Here is a 17,444-nt window from a genome sequence, read left to right on the forward strand (position 1 = left end):
CTTTTACTTTAAATAAAAAGGAGCCTGGTATACATGAATGAAATGATGATTAATATTACATTTGATTTAATTTACTTGTTAAGTAGTTCACTTGTAGTGCTTTTACTATTCGCTTTTTTCATAAATGGTTATGTTAATAAGAAAATTAGTGTATACAGAAATGAAGAAAAATAAAAATATATTATATAAAACTTTAGGAGGTTAATAGTTATGAATGTAGATAGAAAAATAGTAGGTGTTTTTAGAACAATTGATGATGCGGCACTCGTTATTAATGAATTAAATGATAAAGGATACTCAGCAGATAACATTTCAGCTATTGCAAAAGATCAGAAGGAAATTGAACACCTTGAAGAAAAATCGGGTGAAAAAGTAAATCATGAAACTGCACATAAAGCAGATATCTTTTCAGCAACAGGGCTTGTGGCAGGAGGAGTAGCAGGCGGACTCGGTGGTTTATTAACAGGTCTTGGTATACTTGCCGTTTCTGGAATGGGTCCAATCGTAGCAGCAGGACCGATCGCAGCAGCTATTGGAGGAGCCGGTATTGGCGGAGGAGCTGGAAGTTTAATAGGAGCATTTATAGGGTTAGGAATTCCAGAAGAACATGCTAAAAAGTATGAAGAATATATTTACGATGGCAATATATTAATTTTAGTAGATGCAAAATTAGATGATAAGTTAGAAATCTATAAAATATTTGATAAGCATAATGCCTATAACTCTGATTTCTTTAAATAAAATGTAAACAAAGTGAATATCATTTTTTGATCTTACAACTTTGGCGCGGCCGAGGAGTCGTATGACTATAAGAGAGGAAGGGCTTATAGTAAAAGATCAAGTTCTATTCTGTTATTTAAAAGGGAAGAGGTGTCTATTCGTGATTGTAAAAATATTAAAGGATAGTAGTAATAGTTTCCTTTGCACAGTTCAAAGTAAAAATGGAGATCAGTATGTGAAAAAATGGTTTAGTAAACATGAAAATAATAAAGAATTAGGGCGACCAACTTTTAAAGAAGTAGAAAAGGATTGGAAAGAAAATAGAGACTCGTTTATGTATCCCAATATTAAAGCGCTTTATTAAAATGAAACATAAAGCGCGTTTTATTATTACAAAATTGTCACACTCCTGTAAGGTAATTCAATAGATTAGTTACTTTTTCCATGTCATAATAAAGACATAAGAAAGCTAATCAAAAATTATAATTTATAGGAGAGTGTCAGTCATGATTGTAACAACAACGTCTGGAATTCAAGGTAAAGAAATTATTGAGTATATCGATATTGTAAATGGTGAAGCTATTATGGGTGCAAATATTGTCCGCGATTTATTCGCTTCTGTTCGTGATGTTGTCGGCGGTCGTGCTGGTTCTTATGAAAGTAAGCTAAAAGAAGCTCGTGATATCGCAATGGACGAAATGAAAGAACTTGCAAAACAAAAAGGTGCGAACGCTATCGTTGGTGTTGACGTAGATTACGAAGTAGTTCGTGATGGAATGTTAATGGTTGCTGTAAGTGGTACAGCTGTACGTATATAAGTAAATAAAAACCAGGCTCACCCTTGAAGTTTATGCTTTGAGGGGGTTTTTTATTTTTCTTTTGTTCATGACTAAAGTTAAAATAGAGAAGGGCCGATGTACTAGCTCGCTTATTTCAAATGTAGTATATTATTTCTTAAGAAAAAGCAAGTAAATGGAAGTTTTTGTATTTAAAGAAGGTGTTAATTTTATGACAAATAATAAAATTGCTATTTGAGGTACGAAGAGAATTAGTGGTATGAATAATTTTAGAAAGTGTATAGTTAATAGAAATAAACGATGGAGTATGTAAAGAGTTATATTACATAAAATTTATTATGAATGGAGGCGGTTACACTATGTTTTGGTTAGGATGTTTTTTAGGATACATTGTAGGTTCTATTATTACATGTGCGCTACTTTACTTTGGATATAGATCCAATGAAAATAAAAAAGCGGATATGCAAAAAGGGGAGGAGAGAAAAATCAATAAAAGAGGTGTATAGTAGGCGAAAGGTAAGGTGATAACATTGATGCAAAAATAAAGGACAGTTACATATTTCATATGATTACTATGTACTGTCCCGCTTATTCCTTTTGGATTAGGAAAAATTGTTTCCTGTCTTGCTGTAAAATTCATAGGCGAAATATCCAAATAAATAGCCTATTCCAGCTCCTAAACTAACTGAAAGCAGGGCGAAGTTCGGGAAAAATATACCGAAAATCAAACCGATCATACAGCCAACAAGCATTCCTATAGGTATTAAACTGTCTAATAACAGTTGAGCCTCTTTTGATTTTTTCTTACCTAATGTGCCGTTGTCATATTTATGTTTAAGCCTTCCAATTACATAGACTACAATTCCCCGACTATTAAAACAGGCGCAATTGCCGTGAGTAACCACATGTTAGAATCTCCTTTCGCTTTTTTAATTAAATTACATAAGCTACTTAAAATTCTATGCTACTAAATGGATTGATAGTTGAATGTACTCAATTTAATAATTCGTTAAAAAAACTTTCCCTTTCGTTTTTTCAGCAGACTGCACAATATCAACCGCAGCTCTTACATCCACTAAGTCATATGTAGAATGTACTTTCATAAAACGTAATTGCTCATTTTCTACTAAGCGAATTAAATGACGAAACGTTTCTTGCCATTTATAAGGTGACACTTCTTTATTCCAATGTCGTAAATGAAATATGTTCGCGTGCACTTTTGCTTTCGTGACAATCTCTGCCCAGTTTACTTGTATTCCCGACAGAAGTCCTATAGTTAAAAAGTGCCCATTGGGACGTAAGGAGAAAGCTAATTCATTTCCATCCGGTCCCCCAATAGAATCAATCGCAGCGTCTGCACCTCTGCCGTTTGTTAATGTCATAACTGTTTCATAAAGCGGGGCAGTCGAAGTATCAATTATATGATGAGCGCCAAGCTGAAGTAATTCGTCTGTATGTGTACTATTTCTTGTCACGGCAATGAGTTGGAAATTTAAAATTTGCGATAACTGCGCAAAAAGATGCCCGATAGCGGATCCACAAGCATTCACTAACAAAACATCATTCCGTTGTAAGTTTAACGTTTCCGTACATGTAACCCAAGCCGTAAGGGGATTAATATACATTTGTGCCGCGGTAAAATCATCAATAGAATCGGGAATAGGGACTACAAAATCAGCCGATGTTTTCACATATTCTTGCCAAGTACCTTCCCCGCGTAACGGTAACACACGTTTACCGATGAGGTCTCTAGAAACAAAAGCTCCTACATCTTCTACAATACCAACACCTTCATAACCAGGTATGTTAGGTAAAGGGATTCTATGTGCGTACGCTCCGGTTATTGGAATTAAGTCAGATGGATTAATCGGTCTAACTAGCATACGGACGAAAACTTCATTATCTTTCAGTGGTTCTATATTTTTATATTCAACTTGTAATACGTCTTTTGGATTGCCAAACTTATGAAATTGAATGCATGTTCCAAGCAAAGTAATTTGCCCCCTTAGTTTCATTGGGTTTATTATAGCATTTTTAGTTTGGGTGGTTATTTTGTTAATGATAAATAGGGTTTTTAATTTACGTATTTATCAGAATTTTATAAAATGTGTATATAACTATAAAATGGGGGGATTTCTTCATGTGTACTAGTTTGACGTTACAAACTAAAAATTTCCAACATCTTTTTGCAAGAACAATGGATTTCACATTAGATATGAATCAGGAAGTAATAATCATCCCTCGGCTTTATCAGTGGAATAATATAACTGGTGAAACGATCCGAGCGAAAAAGGCTGTTGTCGGAATGGGAATTAATCATGAAGGAAGGGTCATTATGGCGGACGGAGTAAATGAAACTGGTATGACGTGTGCTACTCTCTATTTCCCGGGATTCGCTACTTATAGTAACAGTATAGATAACAATAAAACGAATTTAGCGCCATTTGATTTTGTAGCTTGGAGCCTCACGCAGTTTAATTCTGTTGAAGAGTTAAAAAAATCTGTTGATAACATTTCTCTTATAGATATACCATTACCAGTTTTAGGAATTACGCCACCGCTACATTGGATTTTAGCAGATAAATCGGGAGCGTGTATTATACTTGAGCCGACAGCTGATGGAATAAAAGTGTATGACAATCCAATAGGAGTGATGACTAATAGTCCGGAGTTTAGTTGGCATTTACAAAATTTAAGACAATATATTGGTCTTAAATCGCAGCCATTTGCGCCAACGGAGTGGGGCGATGTACCATTAAGTGCTTTTGGCCAAGGTTCAGGATCGATGGGACTTCCTGGAGATTTCACACCGCCATCAAGATTTGTGCGGGCAGCGTATGGCAAACAAAACATTCAAGGTATAGAGAACGAAGAAGAGGGGATATCGGCTATTTTTCATATTTTATCGAATTGTGAGGTTCCTAAGGGGGCAGTAATAACAGAAGACGGTATATTAGATAATACGATCTATACGAGTGCAATGTGTATGGAGTCTGGAACATATTATTACCATACTTACGATTGTAGACAAATTATAGCTATTCATTTATTCCATGAAAATTTAGATACAGCTGAGATTAAAACTTATCCGTTTCAGCGGAAACAAAAAATATTTTATGAAAACTGAAGCGCCCTTGAAAAAGTGAGACTAATAAAAACACCTCCATTTAATTTGCATACTTAGTATGCGAATTTAGGAGGTGTTTTTTATCATTTACCAATATTCAGGTTTACCTCTTGCTATTCTATTAAGCCGAAGCTCTCTTCATTCTCTCAAGTAAACTAGATAACACATGCGTACGATAAGATTCTAGTTTTTTACCTTCATAAGTACGGATACCTAATTTTTTAAGTTCTTTTACATACCAACCTTTGCTTCCGAAATACATGTGATCGCTCCCCTTCAACTTTGTTTTTATTTATTCTGATTGCATATGGAGGTACAGGAATTATTAATGAAGGAAATGAATTTCGCGCGAAAATGGTTAACTTTGTTGCAAAAGACATATATACTAAAGATAGTATACAACGAGGTGGACAAGACGTGATTATAGAGAAGCACGAAATTCAAATTGACCAAATTACTAGCGGTAAAGTGAATATCTTTACTTTCTATCGAAATAGAAAGCAAATTGATGATCATTTTTTACGATTGCAAGAACCATCGCTTACAGCAAACTACTTCTTCCATTTTCATTTTGATGCAGAGAGCTTGCATCTACTGCAGAAAGAGTTTCCGAGCGTATATCCGTACGACGGTAGTGAAACGATTCACGACTGGACGGAAAAGATGAAAGCTGAATTGCAACATCAGATCCAAACAGGTAAATGGAATAAACGCGTACGTATCGGTAATCGCATTCTAGATGTGGTGTTTACGTGGTGTGACGAAGATATAGTAGAGTGAAAAAGAAGCGGATGACGCTTCTTTTTTTTAGCGCTGGAACAAAACGAGCTTACCTGCAGTAGATGTACAGCGATGTGTTTTTTCATACAATCCTTTTTCTTGTAAGATAGATTCACCTTTTGCTTTTGCTTCTTTTTCAGTTGCCGCCTCGAATGATTCGTCTAATGCTTTTGAACCATCTTTTTCAAAGACTGTTAGAACGTATACTCCCATGAAAATTCCCTCCAATAATTAAAATCAGAATCTTATAATTATTTTGACATAAAATGCTACAATATGCAAAGAAATATATGACATTGCGTGGTAAAATAGAATGAAACTTTAATCATCGAGAATATTTTTATTCTCGATGATTATTAGTTTTCAGCGATTTTAATTTTGATAAAATGAAACTTTTGAAAGATAGGAAGGATCGTTATTTGTGAAACAAGTAAAGTTTATACATGCGGCTGATTTGCATTTGGATAGTCCGTTTAAAGGGATGGAGATGAATGTTGCGCAGTCTGTTTGGGAGAGAATGAAGCAAAGTACGTTTGAATCATTTGAGCGTATTGTTGATAAAGCAATTCAAGAGCGCGTTGATTTCGTATTACTAGCTGGGGATTTGTATGATGCGGAGACGAGAAGTTTGAGGGCGCAAGTGTTTGTGCGTGAGCAAATGAAGAGACTTTCGCAGTACGATATCCCTGTTTTTATTATTCATGGTAACCATGATCATTTAGGAGGAAGCTGGGCAGCAATTGAGTTTCCGGAAAATGTTCATGTATTTACTGAGCCTTATGTAGAAGAGAAATCATTTTATAAAAATGGTGAGCTATTAGCTTCTATTTATGGTTTTAGTTATTTGCAGCAAGCGGTAACGGATAATATGACAGCGCAGTATACGAAAATGAGTGATGCGCCTTTTCATATTGGCATGCTTCACGGAAGTGTGGAAGGAGATGCAGAGCATAATCGCTATGCACCGTTTCAAATTCGTGAGTTGAAAGAAAAACAGTTTGATTATTGGGCTCTTGGCCATATACATAAACGTGAAATTTTATCAGAAGAACCATACATTATTTATCCAGGGAACATACAAGGTCGTCATCGTAAGGAAACAGGCGAGAAGGGTGCGTACCTTATTGAACTTACGAAACAAGGAACGCAGTGTTCATTTTTCCATACGGCAGATGTTGTATGGGATGAAATCGAAGTTTGTATTGATAGACTTGAAACTGTTGATGAACTTATGACGAGCCTATCTACTGCGCTGAATGAATGCCGAAGAGAAGAGGAAGGTACGTTATTAACTGTCGTATTCACAGGACAAGGCCCACTTTCCCCTTATTTGCGTGACGAAAAGCGCGTGGAAGAGATTTTTCACATTTTAGCATCTGGCGAAGAGCGAAAAGATTTTGTATATGCGATGAAGTGGAAAAATGAGACGGTTTCTTTTGCGGAAATCGAACGTTTGAAAGCGGAAAATCATTTCGTAGGTAGTGTGCTAAAGGAGTTAGAAGCTTTCAGCAATATGGACGGAGTATTGCGCACCATTTGGACATCTCCTGTAGCGCGTAATAGTATTGAATCTTTTACAGAAGAAGAGAAGAAAGAGATTCAAAAGGAAGCAGAAAATATTATTTTAGAGCAATTATTCCAGCAAGAGAGGGATAAAAAATGAGAATTGAAAAACTCCATATTTATGGGTACGGAAAATTAGCAAATGTGGAAATGGATCTTTCCTTGCTGACGGTGTTATATGGTGAAAATGAAGCGGGGAAATCGACAATTCGCTCATTTATGAAAAGCATTTTATTCGGTTTTCCGACGAGAGGACAGCGCCGTTATGAGCCGAAAGAAGGTGGGAAGTATGGCGGTGCGATGACTGTGCAAACAGAGCAGTACGGTCGTTTGAAAATTGAGCGATTGCCAAAGACGGCAGCTGGCGAGGTGACCGTTTATTTTGAAGACGGGAAAACGGGCGGAGAAGAAATTTTAAACGATATATTAAGCGGGATGAATGAAAGTTTATTTGAATCTGTCTTTTCATTTGATATGCATGGCCTTCAAAACATTCATCAGCTTGGCGAAGCGGATATTGGCAATTATTTATTTTCGGCAAGTGCAGTCGGAAGTGATGCGCTATTGCAGTTAGATAAAAAGCTAGAAAAAGAAATGGACCAGCGCTTCAAGCTGAGTGGTCGTAAACCAGAAATTAACGTGTCATTGCAAGAGATGAAGAAACTTGAAGAGAAGATGAAAGAGTGGCAAGGGAAAATTGGCACGTATGAAAAACAAGTGGAGCAGTTAAAAGAAAGTGAAGAGAAGCTTGCTTCTGTTCGCGGGGAAAAAGAGAGTGCAGAAAAACGAAAGCAAGATTATGAAATATTAGCAGCGCTTGAGCCACTCGTTATTGAAAAGCGTGCGCATGAGAAAGTGTTAGAGAACGAGAGCGGGCAGTTTCCTGTAAACGGAATGGCGCGTTATGAAGCAATTAAGGCAAAGATGGAGCCGCTTCAATTACAAGTTGATTCGCTCCACAAGAAAATTGAGACAGTGCAATCGGAAATTGCCTCGATTCAAATAGATGAAGAGTTTTTACAAAAAGAAAGTTATGTAGAAGAACTTCGTATGCAGCATATGTCTTACGAAAATGCACGCCAAGAAATGCGTGATATGAGCGGGAATATTACGAATATAAAAGAAGAAATCGCAGAACTAGAACAACAAATTGGTACTACTTTTGAAAAGGAAACAGTTCTTTCATTTGATATGAGTTTGGCAACGAAAGAGTTAATTACGCAAACAGTGCAAAAGGCGCGCGAATTAGAAACGCAAAAAGCACAGCTCGATGATCGTTTTAAAGTAGCGCAAGAGCAATTAGAAGAACAAGAAGAAAATATAAGACAGATTAAGAAACAAATGTTAGTGGATGAAGAGAGAAATGTGTTAGTTGAGAAAGAGAAATCGTTCCAAGATGCGGCGTTTATCGGTATGGGCGCAGAGAGAATGAAGCGCAAGTATGAAGAGAAAGCAGAAGCAGCTAAGCAAAAGAAAAAGCAGTGGCAAAGAGTTTGTCTTCTGTTACTTCTTATTAACACAGGCGTTTTATTCACAAGCTTATTTATAGATAACCGAGCGCTCTTATTTATTAGTGTCATTGTTTTTGTAGGGATTGTTCTCGCCCTTGTTTTATATAAAAATCCATCAAATGGATTACAAGAAGAGCTCCTTACACTTCAGCAAAGTGCTGGCGGGAGACAAAGTGAAGAAGCGATGTCTGTTCGCTATCAGTTAGAAAAAGATGAAGAGATTCGGAAGTTATTTGAGCGTGAGTCTTATAAGTTACAGCAGTTGGAACGAGCGTATGATAAAGTCGTTTCATCGTATGAGGAATGGGAGAGAGAAACGTTCCAGGCGGGAGAACAAGTCGATGCATATAAAACGCGCTATATGTTTCCTGAATTTTATACGTATGCACACATATTGCCGGCGTTTGAGCGTATTGAAAAAATGCAGCAATTATATCGTGAATTAGAGAAACAAGGCACGCGAAAATCTTCATTATATGAAATGATTTCGCAATTTGAACATAAACTAGAAACTGTTATCGGTAGTGCGGAGTATAGTAAGCTACATGAGGCACAAAGCCGTATGCAAAATGAGAAAGAGAAGCGCCAAACTTGTAAGCAGTTAAAAGAAAAACTGGCGGAATGGCAAGAAGAATATGAGTTTATGCAAGAACAATTAAAGCAATTACTAATAGAACGAGATGGTTTATGGCATATTGCAGCGTCTACAGATGAAGAGATGTTTTTAGAAGCGGGTAAACTAGCGGAAAAACGTGAAGATGCAGAGAAACAAGTGGGGCGTTTATTACCGCAAATTGATCTGTTAGAACAGCGTTTAACGAGTTTATCATTAGCTGAACATTACGAAGCTGACGGTTATGACGGAAAATTAAAGCAAGAACTGACAGTCGTGCAAAACTGTCTGGCGCAAGAGAAAGAACTGACAGAGCGTATTGCGAAACATCGTATGGAAATTGCGAATTTAGAAGAAGGTAGTACGTACGGCGATTTAATGCATGAATGGGAAATGAAAAAAGCGCAAGTGCGTGAACAAGTGAAGAAGTGGGCTGCTTATGCGGCCGCAAAAACGGTGTTAACGAAAACGAAGCAATATTATCATGAAGTACATCTTCCTCGTATTTTACAAAAGTCAGAAGAGTATTTCGTCTATTTAACAGGCGGACGATATAGTAAAATCTTTTCACCGTCAGAGTCAGAGCCGTTTATTGTAGAGCGTAACGATGGTATGCGTTTTTACAGTCATGAACTAAGCCAAGCGACAGCGGAGCAGTTGTATTTATCGCTGAGATTTGCACTAGCAAAAACATTTGAGCATGATTATCCATTTATTATTGATGATAGTTTCGTGCACTTTGACGCGGTAAGGACGAATCGAACGATTGAACTTATAAAGGAAATTGCAAAGGATAGACAAGTCATATTCTTTACATGTCATGCGCATTTACTCGCGTATTTTACAGAAAAACAGATTATAAAATTAACACATATGCGTAAAGAAAATGAGTTGTAGTGTGCTATACTAAAAGTAACTGATTTGGTGGAGGAATTCGAATGAAAAAGAAAATTGCAGAGTATGAAGTTGGTGAACAAGTCGATATTTTCTTGTTAATTAAAACAGCGACAAAAGGTATCGCAAGCAATGGAAAGCCATTTTTAACAGTAATCTTACAAGATCCAAGTGGAGATATTGAAGCGAAGCTATGGGACGTATCACCAGAAGTTGAGAAACAATATGTAGCGGAAACAATCGTGAAAGTAGCTGGAGATATTTTAAACTACAAAGGACGTATTCAATTACGTGTGAAACAAATCCGTGTTGCGAATGAAAATGAAGTAACAGACATCTCAGACTTCGTAGAAAAAGCACCAGTGAAAAAAGAAGATATGGTTGAGAAAATTACGCAATACATATTTGAAATGAGAAACCCGAACATTCAGCGTCTAACAAGACATTTATTAAATAAGCATCAAAATGAATTTTTAGACTATCCAGCAGCGACAAAAAACCATCACGAGTTCGTATCTGGACTAGCTTATCACGTCGTATCAATGCTTGATTTAGCGAAAGCTATCTCAAATCTATACCCATCATTAGATAAAGACTTACTATATGCAGGTGTTATTTTACATGACCTTGGTAAAGTAATTGAATTATCTGGCCCAATTTCTACAACGTATACGTTAGAAGGAAACTTACTAGGCCACATTTCTATTATGGTAAACGAAATTGGTAAAGCAGCAGATGAATTGCAAATCGATGCAGAAGAAGTATTAATTCTTCAACACATCGTCCTTTCTCACCACGGAAAAGCAGAATGGGGTAGCCCAAAACCACCATTAGTAAAAGAAGCAGAAATTCTGCACTACATCGATAACTTAGATGCAAAAATGAACATGATGGACCGCGCATTAGGACGCACAAAACCAGGCGAATACACAGAGCGTGTCTTTGCTCTTGATAATCGTTCGTTTTATAAACCGTCGTTCCATAATTAATAGTGTGAATAAAGTGGCCTCATTAAGTTTTAATACGCTTAGTGGGGCTGTTTTTATAGGAAGTAAATAATATGATACAAAAAATATCTCGGATTTGAGATAAATCACTTGCTTTTTAATCACTTGAGGTGTAAAGTGATAGTAACGAAAGCGATTGAGTCATATGAAAAACATACACTCAGTTGTTTTCGATTAAAAAACAAAGTAACTTATACAGTAAAAACTAAGATGAATTTACAAAAACATAATTAAGAATAAATTGAAAAGCTAAAAACCATATTAGTTGTGGGAAATGTTATTTTTTTAGTTGTCACTTGACTAGTAAAACGAAACGGAGGAATAACCAATGTATGAAATTAAAGGGCATCATCACATTTCAATGGTTACGAAAAATGCAAATGAAAATAATCAATTTTATAAAAACGTGCTTGGCTTACGTCGTGTGAAAATGACAGTAAACCAAGATGATCCGTCAATGTACCACTTATTTTATGGAGATAAAACAGGAAGTCCAGGTACAGAATTATCATTTTTTGAAATTCCATTAGTAGGAAGAACATATCGCGGTACGAATGCGATTACTCGAATTGGATTGCTCGTTCCTTCAGACGAAAGCTTACATTACTGGAAAGAACGATTTGAGAAATTTGATGTGAAACATAGTGAAATAACAACATATGCAAATCGTCCTGCTTTACAATTTGAGGATGCTGAAGGTCTTCGCTTAGTACTACTCGTTTCAAACGGAGAAAAAGTAGAGCACTGGGAAACTTGGGAGAAATCAGAAGTTCCTGCAAAGCATCAAATTCAAGGAATGGGTTCTGTAGAAATGACAGTGCGTAGACTTGATAAAATGGCGAGTACACTTACAGAGATGTTCGGTTATACAGAGGTTAGCCGAAATGATCAAGAAGCAATTTTCCAGTCCATTAAAGGAGAGGCTTTTGGAGAAATCGTTGTGAAATATTTAGATGGTCCTACTGAAAAGCCGGGCCGAGGTAGCATTCACCATTTAGCAATTCGCGTGAAAAACGATGTAGAGCTTGCCTATTGGGAAGAACAGGTGAAACAAAGAGGCTTCCATTCTTCAGGAATCATCGACCGTTTCTATTTTAAAAGCTTATATTTCCGCGAATCAAACGGAATCCTATTTGAAATTGCGACAGATGGCCCAGGATTTACAGTTGATGGAGATGTGGAACATTTAGGAGAAAAACTTGATTTACCACCATTCTTAGAAGGTCAGCGAGCAGAAATTGAAGCGAATTTAGCACCTATTGAAGAGAAGTAATAGTAGAGAAAAGATAAAATAAAATTTAAAACTATTGGAGGAATATAAAATGAACCAATTAAAAGGAATTCACCACGTTACAGCGATTACAAGTAGTGCAGAAAAGAACTATGAGTTTTTCACTCACGTTTTAGGGATGCGTTTAGTTAAGAAAACAGTAAACCAAGATGACATTCAAACGTATCATCTATTCTTTGCAGATGATAAAGGTAGTGCCGGAACAGATATGACATTCTTTGACTTCCCAGGTATTCCAAAAGGAGTACACGGTACAAATGAAATTTCAAAAACTTCATTCCGTGTTCCAACTGATGCAGCATTAGAGTATTGGGTGAAACGCTTTGACCGTCTTGAAGTAGAACATACCGGAATTAAAGAGCAATTTGGTAAGAAAACTCTTTCTTTCGTTGACTTTGATGATCAACACTATCAATTAATCTCAGATGAACTTGATAAAGGAATCGAATCAGGTACACCATGGCAAAACGGGCCAGTACCATTAGAATACGCAATTACTGGTTTAGGACCTGTATTCATTCGTATCGCAAACTTTAGCTTCTTTAAAGAAGTGTTAGAAAAAGTTTTATTATTTAAAGAGGTTGCGCAAGAAGGAGAATTCTATTTATTTGAAGTGAACGAAGGCGGAAACGGTGCCTCTGTCATCGTAGAACATAATACAGTTCTTCCTGAAGCACAACAAGGTTTTGGTACAGTGCACCATGCGGCATTCCGCGTAGAAGATCGCGCTGTATTAGAAGAATGGATTGAGAGAATCAGTAGCGTAGGGCTTCCTTCATCTGGTTATGTAGATCGTCACTTCTTCGAGTCATTATACGCAAGAGTTGCACCACAAATCTTATTTGAATTTGCAACAGACGGCCCAGGATTTATGGGAGATGAGCCATACGAAACACTTGGCGAAAAATTATCTTTACCTCCATTCCTAGAGCCAAAACGTGAAGAAATTGAAAAATTAGTTCGTCCAATTGATACAGTAAGAAGTACGAAGGAATTTATTAAAGAGTAAAAATAGAGATAGTAAGTAGGAGAGCAAGTAGTTTTAGCGGAGTGCTGGAACTGCTTGCTTTTTTATTTATCCTAGTAAGTTTTCTGACAATTATTTCTCAAGTTATTAAAAAGGAAAACTTTGGTATAATTAATTAAAATATTAAATTTTCTGACAATTATTTTTTCAATGCATAGAAAAGGAGTGGTAATATACAATTTCGATAATTGTATAAAAATCCTAATTTTGCAATTTTGGAGAAAAGGAGATGCGAGTGTATGGGAGCAGATGTAGTAACGCGGGAGCAAATGAAACATTCTTTAGATGATTGGTATCGTGTAATGTTGCAGCAAAATATAGAGAAAGCTACGGAAATGAAAGAGGAGATTGAAAGTAAGATTAGTGGGTTGGACGTGGATCAGGATGTATTGCTTTATCATGCGTTGTTGAATTTTAGATATGATGCATTGGTTGATTGGATTTCAGTTAGAGAAGATAGTTTTGATAAAGTGGAATCTTTCGAAATTCCAATAGAGGGCTTTTTAGCTTATTATTATCACTTCTTTAAAGGGTTTCATTGCACATTAATTTCAAATTATAACGAAGCGAAAGAACAGTATGAGCAAGCTGAGAAGTTATTGGAATATGTTGCCAATCCGATAGAACATGCGGAGTTTCATTATCGGATGGGGAATTTCTATTATCATTCTTATCAACAAATCAATGCGATTGATTACTTGAAAAAGGCAAAAGAAGATTTTACGAAGCAACCAGGATATGAGATTAATTTGGCTTTATGTGAGAATATATTGGGGTTATGCTATGTTGATTTAAATCAATTTGAGTTAGCGGAGGAGATATTTAATCATTCACTAAATATTTTTCAACAAATTGACCATGAAAAATATATTTTAATGGTTAGAAATAACTTAGGGTTGCTATATGCAAATCAGAATTTATCAGAATTAGCAATTCGGCATTTATCCGAAGTAACAAAGAAAGCCCCTAATCATTTTAGAGCACTTTACTTGGAAGCTGATGAATATTTAAAAATAAATGAATTTGAAAAAGCGAGTGTCATAATAAGTAAAGGATTACATATTTGTAATCAGTTGAAGAATCAAGAATATCAATACCGATTCATGGTTTTAAATGTAATGAATACAAATGTTGATGCATTAGAGGAGGCTGTTATAGCGGGAGTTTCTTACTTTGAAAGAGAAGAATTGTTTGACTGTATTCAGGAATATACAGAACGCTTAGCAGATCAATTTTATAATATAAACAATCATGAAAAGGCTAGTAAATATTATCGCATGAGTAATGAATCAAGGAAAAAACAGGTGGCAAAAGGGGCGTTAAAATAATGAAAAAAATTGTATTAGCATTAATTGGATTTGCATTTACTTTTTCAGTTTTAGGTTCCCACGATTTTAATGCTATTGCTCTTAATAAGGGAGACACAGGTGGAGCACCGGCAAGACTAAACTATGTTAGCTTTAATAAGGGAGACACAGGAGGAGCACCAGCAAGACCAGACTACGTTAACATTGGTGACACAGGCGGAGCACCAGCAGATAATAAAGGCGACGGCGGAGTAAGCCAACTATAATAACAAAGAAAGGGACTTCAACATGAAGTCCCTTTTTCTATTTTCAGGTCATGTAGAGAAAAGAATTGACTTACTTTAAATATGTAACTATAATAGTTACAGAATAACCATTAGTAACAGAAATGAGTTATATTTTTTTAGTATAATTGTAACTGTTTTAGTTACAATTAAAAAGAGGACATAAAATAACCAAAAAATGTAAAAACTTTAAATAACAACAAGAGAAAGGAGACGGGAATGTTGAAACGGTTTAAGTTTTATTTGATTAGCGGTATTGTGCTCGTTTTGTTAATTGTTTGTAACTTCGTTGAGAAGCCGATTGCGAAGGTTGGAGAAGTGAAAGATACTGTTATGATGAAGCTGAATACGAAAGAGAGTATGGCGCAAATTGATGGACAGACGATTTATTTTAAACAAATTGGTGAGGGAAAACCTCCTTTACTTATGTTGCATGGGTTTGGTGGTTCTTCTGATGGGTTTAGTGATATTTATCCGGAACTAGTGCGAGATCATACGATTATTGCGGTTGATATTTTAGGGTTTGGGCGTTCTTCTAAGCCGGTTGATTTTCAGTATTCGTTTCCTGCGCAAGTGAATTTATATTATAAGTTAATGAAGAAGCTCGGATACGATCAGTTTGCGGTGCTCGGCCATTCGATGGGCGGAGAGATGTCCCTTAATTTAGCGTATTTATATCCGGATGCAGTGACGCATCTCATCTTGGCGGATGCTACAGGGATAGAGTCTTTCCAACAAAAAGAAAGTTATGAAGTACCACCGCTATCGACGGACTTACAAACTGTAACTGAGATTGCGAAGTATAATAAAAATGAAGTAAAAAATAGTCGTGATGATAAAGAGCATTATGATCAGCTTACGAAAATGAGAGAGCGCCGCATTGCGATGGAAGCTGATAAAATTAAGGTACCGACTTTAATTATATGGGGACGACATGATAAAAGTGTTTCTTGGAAAAATGGTGAACTGTATCATGGGCTATTTGCAAATAGTACGTTTCATATTATTGAAAAAGGATACCACGCACCGTTTCGTCAGGAACCAATTGAGTTTATGGAATATGTACAAGCATTTTTCGCGAAGCATCCACAATAAAAATTTTAAGCATAAATCCACTTCTTTCCTCATAAAGTGAAACTAATAAGGCTTGTCTAAGGAAAGGAATGAAGTGATTTGGAAACTTTACCATGGTGGGTTTATCTTGTAATTGTCGGGATTGTACTAAGTGGCTACATGGTTTTATATACTTCGAAAAAAGAGCAAGATATGGATAATGAGTTTATCGAAAAAGAAGGCGAAGTGTATATGAAGCGCTTAGAAGAAGAGCGCGAGAAACGTAATCAGGATAGTGATAAAGATTCGGTATTGCTTTAATAGAAATTTTGAAAGGTTACCACCTAGTAGGATTTTACATCTAGGTGGTAGCTTTTTTCTTCTGGGGGAGCAGTATATGTTCATCAAGCTAAGGTTATATTAGTTTAATTTTACATGTATAAGAGAGTCATAATAAACTTTTATTGATGGTATTTATATATATTTTTCCTCATAAGAATGGAACTAGCGGGGATTTTACTGGGGGGGATTAACAATGCATAGGGATGAAACTTCATTACATCCTGATACAGGCGTTACGTCTGTAATGTTTGTTGAACGTTCATTAAATGAAATTCGTTTTTGGTCTAGAATCATGAAGGAGCATTCTTTTTTTCTTCGATTGGGATTTAGATGTGAGGATACTCAATTAATTGAAGAGGCGAATCAATTTTATCGGTTGTTTGAACATATTGAACAAATAGCGCATTCCTATACAAATGAAACAGATCCTGAGCAAATAAAAAGATTTAATGCAGAAGTACAACAAGCCGCAACTAATATTTGGGGATTTAAACGAAAAATTTTAGGATTAATTCTCACATGTAAATTGCCAGGACAAAATAACTTTCCACTTTTAGTTGACCATACAAGTAGGGAAGCTGATTATTTTAGAAAACGTTTAATACAATTAAATGAAGGTAAATTGAATGCCCTTCCTGATGCTATTATTAAAGAAAATGTTTTCTTTTTACGGATTATGGCAGACCATGCTAAATTTATTGGCCATCTTCTTGATCCGTCGGAAAGAAAGCTTGTAGATACAGCACGAAATTTTAGCAATGATTTTGATGAATTGATGTATCAAGCAATTGACTTAGAATCTATGAAACCACAATCCCAAACAGCTCCTCTTTTAGATCAATTTTTAGATCAAAATCGCGTGTCAGTTGCATCTCTTCGGGATTTTAAGAAAACAGCACGTGATTTAATTGAGCAATGTAAAATAAAGAGTATCATTCATCCATTATTAGCAGACCATGTTTTCCGTGAAGCTGATAGATTTCTTGAAATCATTGATATGTATGATGTTCATCTTACAAATATTCAATCACAACCTAGATATTAGAAGATAAGGAAAGATACTATTTTTCCTTAAGCTGAGAAGTTAACAATTTATTGTTAGCTTCTTTTCTTTGTGATTAAAATTTC

Annotated in this window: 20 protein-coding genes and 1 pseudogene; 17 read left to right on the plus strand and 4 right to left on the minus strand. The window is 35.9% G+C overall.

Features of this window, described 5'->3' with window-relative positions; genetic code table 11:
- Positions 1–33: 33 nt before the first annotated feature.
- From ACTFP3_RS01510 to ACTFP3_RS01530, 5 genes are all read left to right on the plus strand, one after another.
- Entirely contained in the window at positions 34–174 is a 141-nt protein-coding gene (locus tag ACTFP3_RS01510) for a hypothetical protein (protein WP_001004570.1), read from the plus strand.
- Positions 175–210: 36 nt separating this feature from the next.
- Complete coding sequence (locus ACTFP3_RS01515) at positions 211–741, plus strand: general stress protein (RefSeq protein ID WP_001100088.1); 531 nt, start codon at positions 211–213, stop codon at positions 739–741.
- 139 nt (positions 742–880) lie between these two features.
- Complete coding sequence (locus ACTFP3_RS01520) at positions 881–1,084, plus strand: DUF4028 family protein (protein WP_000635860.1); 204 nt, start codon at positions 881–883, stop codon at positions 1,082–1,084.
- A gap of 142 nt (positions 1,085–1,226) precedes the next feature.
- Positions 1,227–1,538, plus strand: a complete 312-nt coding sequence (locus ACTFP3_RS01525) for a YbjQ family protein (protein ID WP_000637511.1) — start codon at positions 1,227–1,229, stop codon at positions 1,536–1,538.
- 338 nt (positions 1,539–1,876) lie between these two features.
- Positions 1,877–2,023, plus strand: a complete 147-nt coding sequence (locus ACTFP3_RS01530) for a hypothetical protein (protein WP_000498628.1) — start codon at positions 1,877–1,879, stop codon at positions 2,021–2,023.
- A gap of 96 nt (positions 2,024–2,119) precedes the next feature.
- Here the strand turns inward: ACTFP3_RS01530 and ACTFP3_RS01535 are convergent.
- Positions 2,120–2,424 (minus strand): annotated as a pseudogene (locus ACTFP3_RS01535) (hypothetical protein).
- A gap of 91 nt (positions 2,425–2,515) precedes the next feature.
- Positions 2,516–3,508, minus strand: a complete 993-nt coding sequence (locus ACTFP3_RS01540) for a zinc-dependent alcohol dehydrogenase family protein (protein ID WP_326035680.1) — start codon at positions 3,506–3,508, stop codon at positions 2,516–2,518.
- A 149-nt stretch (positions 3,509–3,657) separates the two neighbouring features.
- On the opposite strand from ACTFP3_RS01540, the gene ACTFP3_RS01545 reads away from it, so the two are divergent.
- Positions 3,658–4,644, plus strand: a complete 987-nt coding sequence (locus ACTFP3_RS01545) for a choloylglycine hydrolase family protein (RefSeq protein WP_440009159.1) — start codon at positions 3,658–3,660, stop codon at positions 4,642–4,644.
- Between the two features lie 121 nt (positions 4,645–4,765).
- On the opposite strand, the gene ACTFP3_RS01550 is transcribed toward ACTFP3_RS01545, so the two are convergent.
- Positions 4,766–4,906: a YflJ family protein gene (locus ACTFP3_RS01550; RefSeq protein ID WP_000273537.1), complete on the minus strand. Its 141-nt coding sequence runs from the start codon at positions 4,904–4,906 to the stop codon at positions 4,766–4,768.
- 155 nt (positions 4,907–5,061) lie between these two features.
- Here ACTFP3_RS01550 and ACTFP3_RS01555 point away from each other — a divergent pair, with 155 nt between their 5' ends.
- Positions 5,062–5,424 (plus strand): hypothetical protein, encoded by a 363-nt coding sequence (locus tag ACTFP3_RS01555; protein ID WP_000582785.1) that lies wholly within the window; start codon positions 5,062–5,064, stop codon positions 5,422–5,424.
- Between the two features lie 27 nt (positions 5,425–5,451).
- On the opposite strand, the gene ACTFP3_RS01560 is transcribed toward ACTFP3_RS01555, so the two are convergent.
- On the minus strand, positions 5,452–5,637 hold the full coding sequence (locus ACTFP3_RS01560; protein ID WP_000539552.1) for a YhzD family protein: 186 nt from the start codon (positions 5,635–5,637) through the stop codon (positions 5,452–5,454).
- Positions 5,638–5,845: 208 nt separating this feature from the next.
- Here ACTFP3_RS01560 and ACTFP3_RS01565 point away from each other — a divergent pair, with 208 nt between their 5' ends.
- The 10 genes from ACTFP3_RS01565 (at position 5,846) to ACTFP3_RS01610 (ending at position 17,361) form a co-directional block, all read left to right on the plus strand.
- Entirely contained in the window at positions 5,846–7,087 is a 1,242-nt protein-coding gene (locus tag ACTFP3_RS01565; RefSeq protein ID WP_025688422.1) for a metallophosphoesterase family protein, read from the plus strand.
- A complete protein-coding gene (locus ACTFP3_RS01570) occupies positions 7,084–10,008 on the plus strand; it encodes an AAA family ATPase (protein WP_326035678.1) in 2,925 nt (974 codons plus the stop codon). Before ACTFP3_RS01565 ends, ACTFP3_RS01570 begins: the two co-directional genes overlap by 4 nt.
- Before the next feature lie 41 nt (positions 10,009–10,049).
- A complete protein-coding gene (gene yhaM / locus ACTFP3_RS01575; RefSeq protein ID WP_000726638.1) occupies positions 10,050–10,994 on the plus strand; it encodes a 3'-5' exoribonuclease YhaM in 945 nt (314 codons plus the stop codon).
- A gap of 346 nt (positions 10,995–11,340) precedes the next feature.
- The gene (locus tag ACTFP3_RS01580) at positions 11,341–12,285 is read left to right on the plus strand and encodes a ring-cleaving dioxygenase (protein WP_440009161.1); all 945 of its coding nucleotides are present in this window, start codon (positions 11,341–11,343) and stop codon (positions 12,283–12,285) included.
- 49 nt (positions 12,286–12,334) lie between these two features.
- Positions 12,335–13,312, plus strand: a complete 978-nt coding sequence (locus ACTFP3_RS01585) for a ring-cleaving dioxygenase (protein ID WP_086385435.1) — start codon at positions 12,335–12,337, stop codon at positions 13,310–13,312.
- Positions 13,313–13,569: 257 nt separating this feature from the next.
- Positions 13,570–14,658: a tetratricopeptide repeat protein gene (locus ACTFP3_RS01590; RefSeq protein ID WP_098771958.1), complete on the plus strand. Its 1,089-nt coding sequence runs from the start codon at positions 13,570–13,572 to the stop codon at positions 14,656–14,658.
- Positions 14,658–14,903 (plus strand): hypothetical protein, encoded by a 246-nt coding sequence (locus ACTFP3_RS01595; RefSeq protein ID WP_326035677.1) that lies wholly within the window; start codon positions 14,658–14,660, stop codon positions 14,901–14,903. The genes ACTFP3_RS01590 and ACTFP3_RS01595 overlap by 1 nt, the downstream gene beginning before the upstream one ends.
- Positions 14,904–15,140: 237 nt before the next feature.
- Entirely contained in the window at positions 15,141–16,016 is an 876-nt protein-coding gene (locus tag ACTFP3_RS01600; protein ID WP_326035676.1) for an alpha/beta hydrolase, read from the plus strand.
- Between the two features lie 78 nt (positions 16,017–16,094).
- Positions 16,095–16,295 (plus strand): sporulation YhaL family protein, encoded by a 201-nt coding sequence (locus ACTFP3_RS01605; RefSeq protein WP_000449223.1) that lies wholly within the window; start codon positions 16,095–16,097, stop codon positions 16,293–16,295.
- Between the two features lie 214 nt (positions 16,296–16,509).
- Entirely contained in the window at positions 16,510–17,361 is an 852-nt protein-coding gene (locus tag ACTFP3_RS01610) for a DUF2935 domain-containing protein (RefSeq protein WP_025688413.1), read from the plus strand.
- The last annotated feature ends 83 nt before the right edge of the window (positions 17,362–17,444 follow it).

Origin of the sequence: Bacillus cereus group sp. MYBK5-2, from assembly GCF_051915685.1 — a bacterium.
In the GTDB taxonomy this organism is placed as follows: domain Bacteria; phylum Bacillota; class Bacilli; order Bacillales; family Bacillaceae_G; genus Bacillus_A; species Bacillus_A cereus.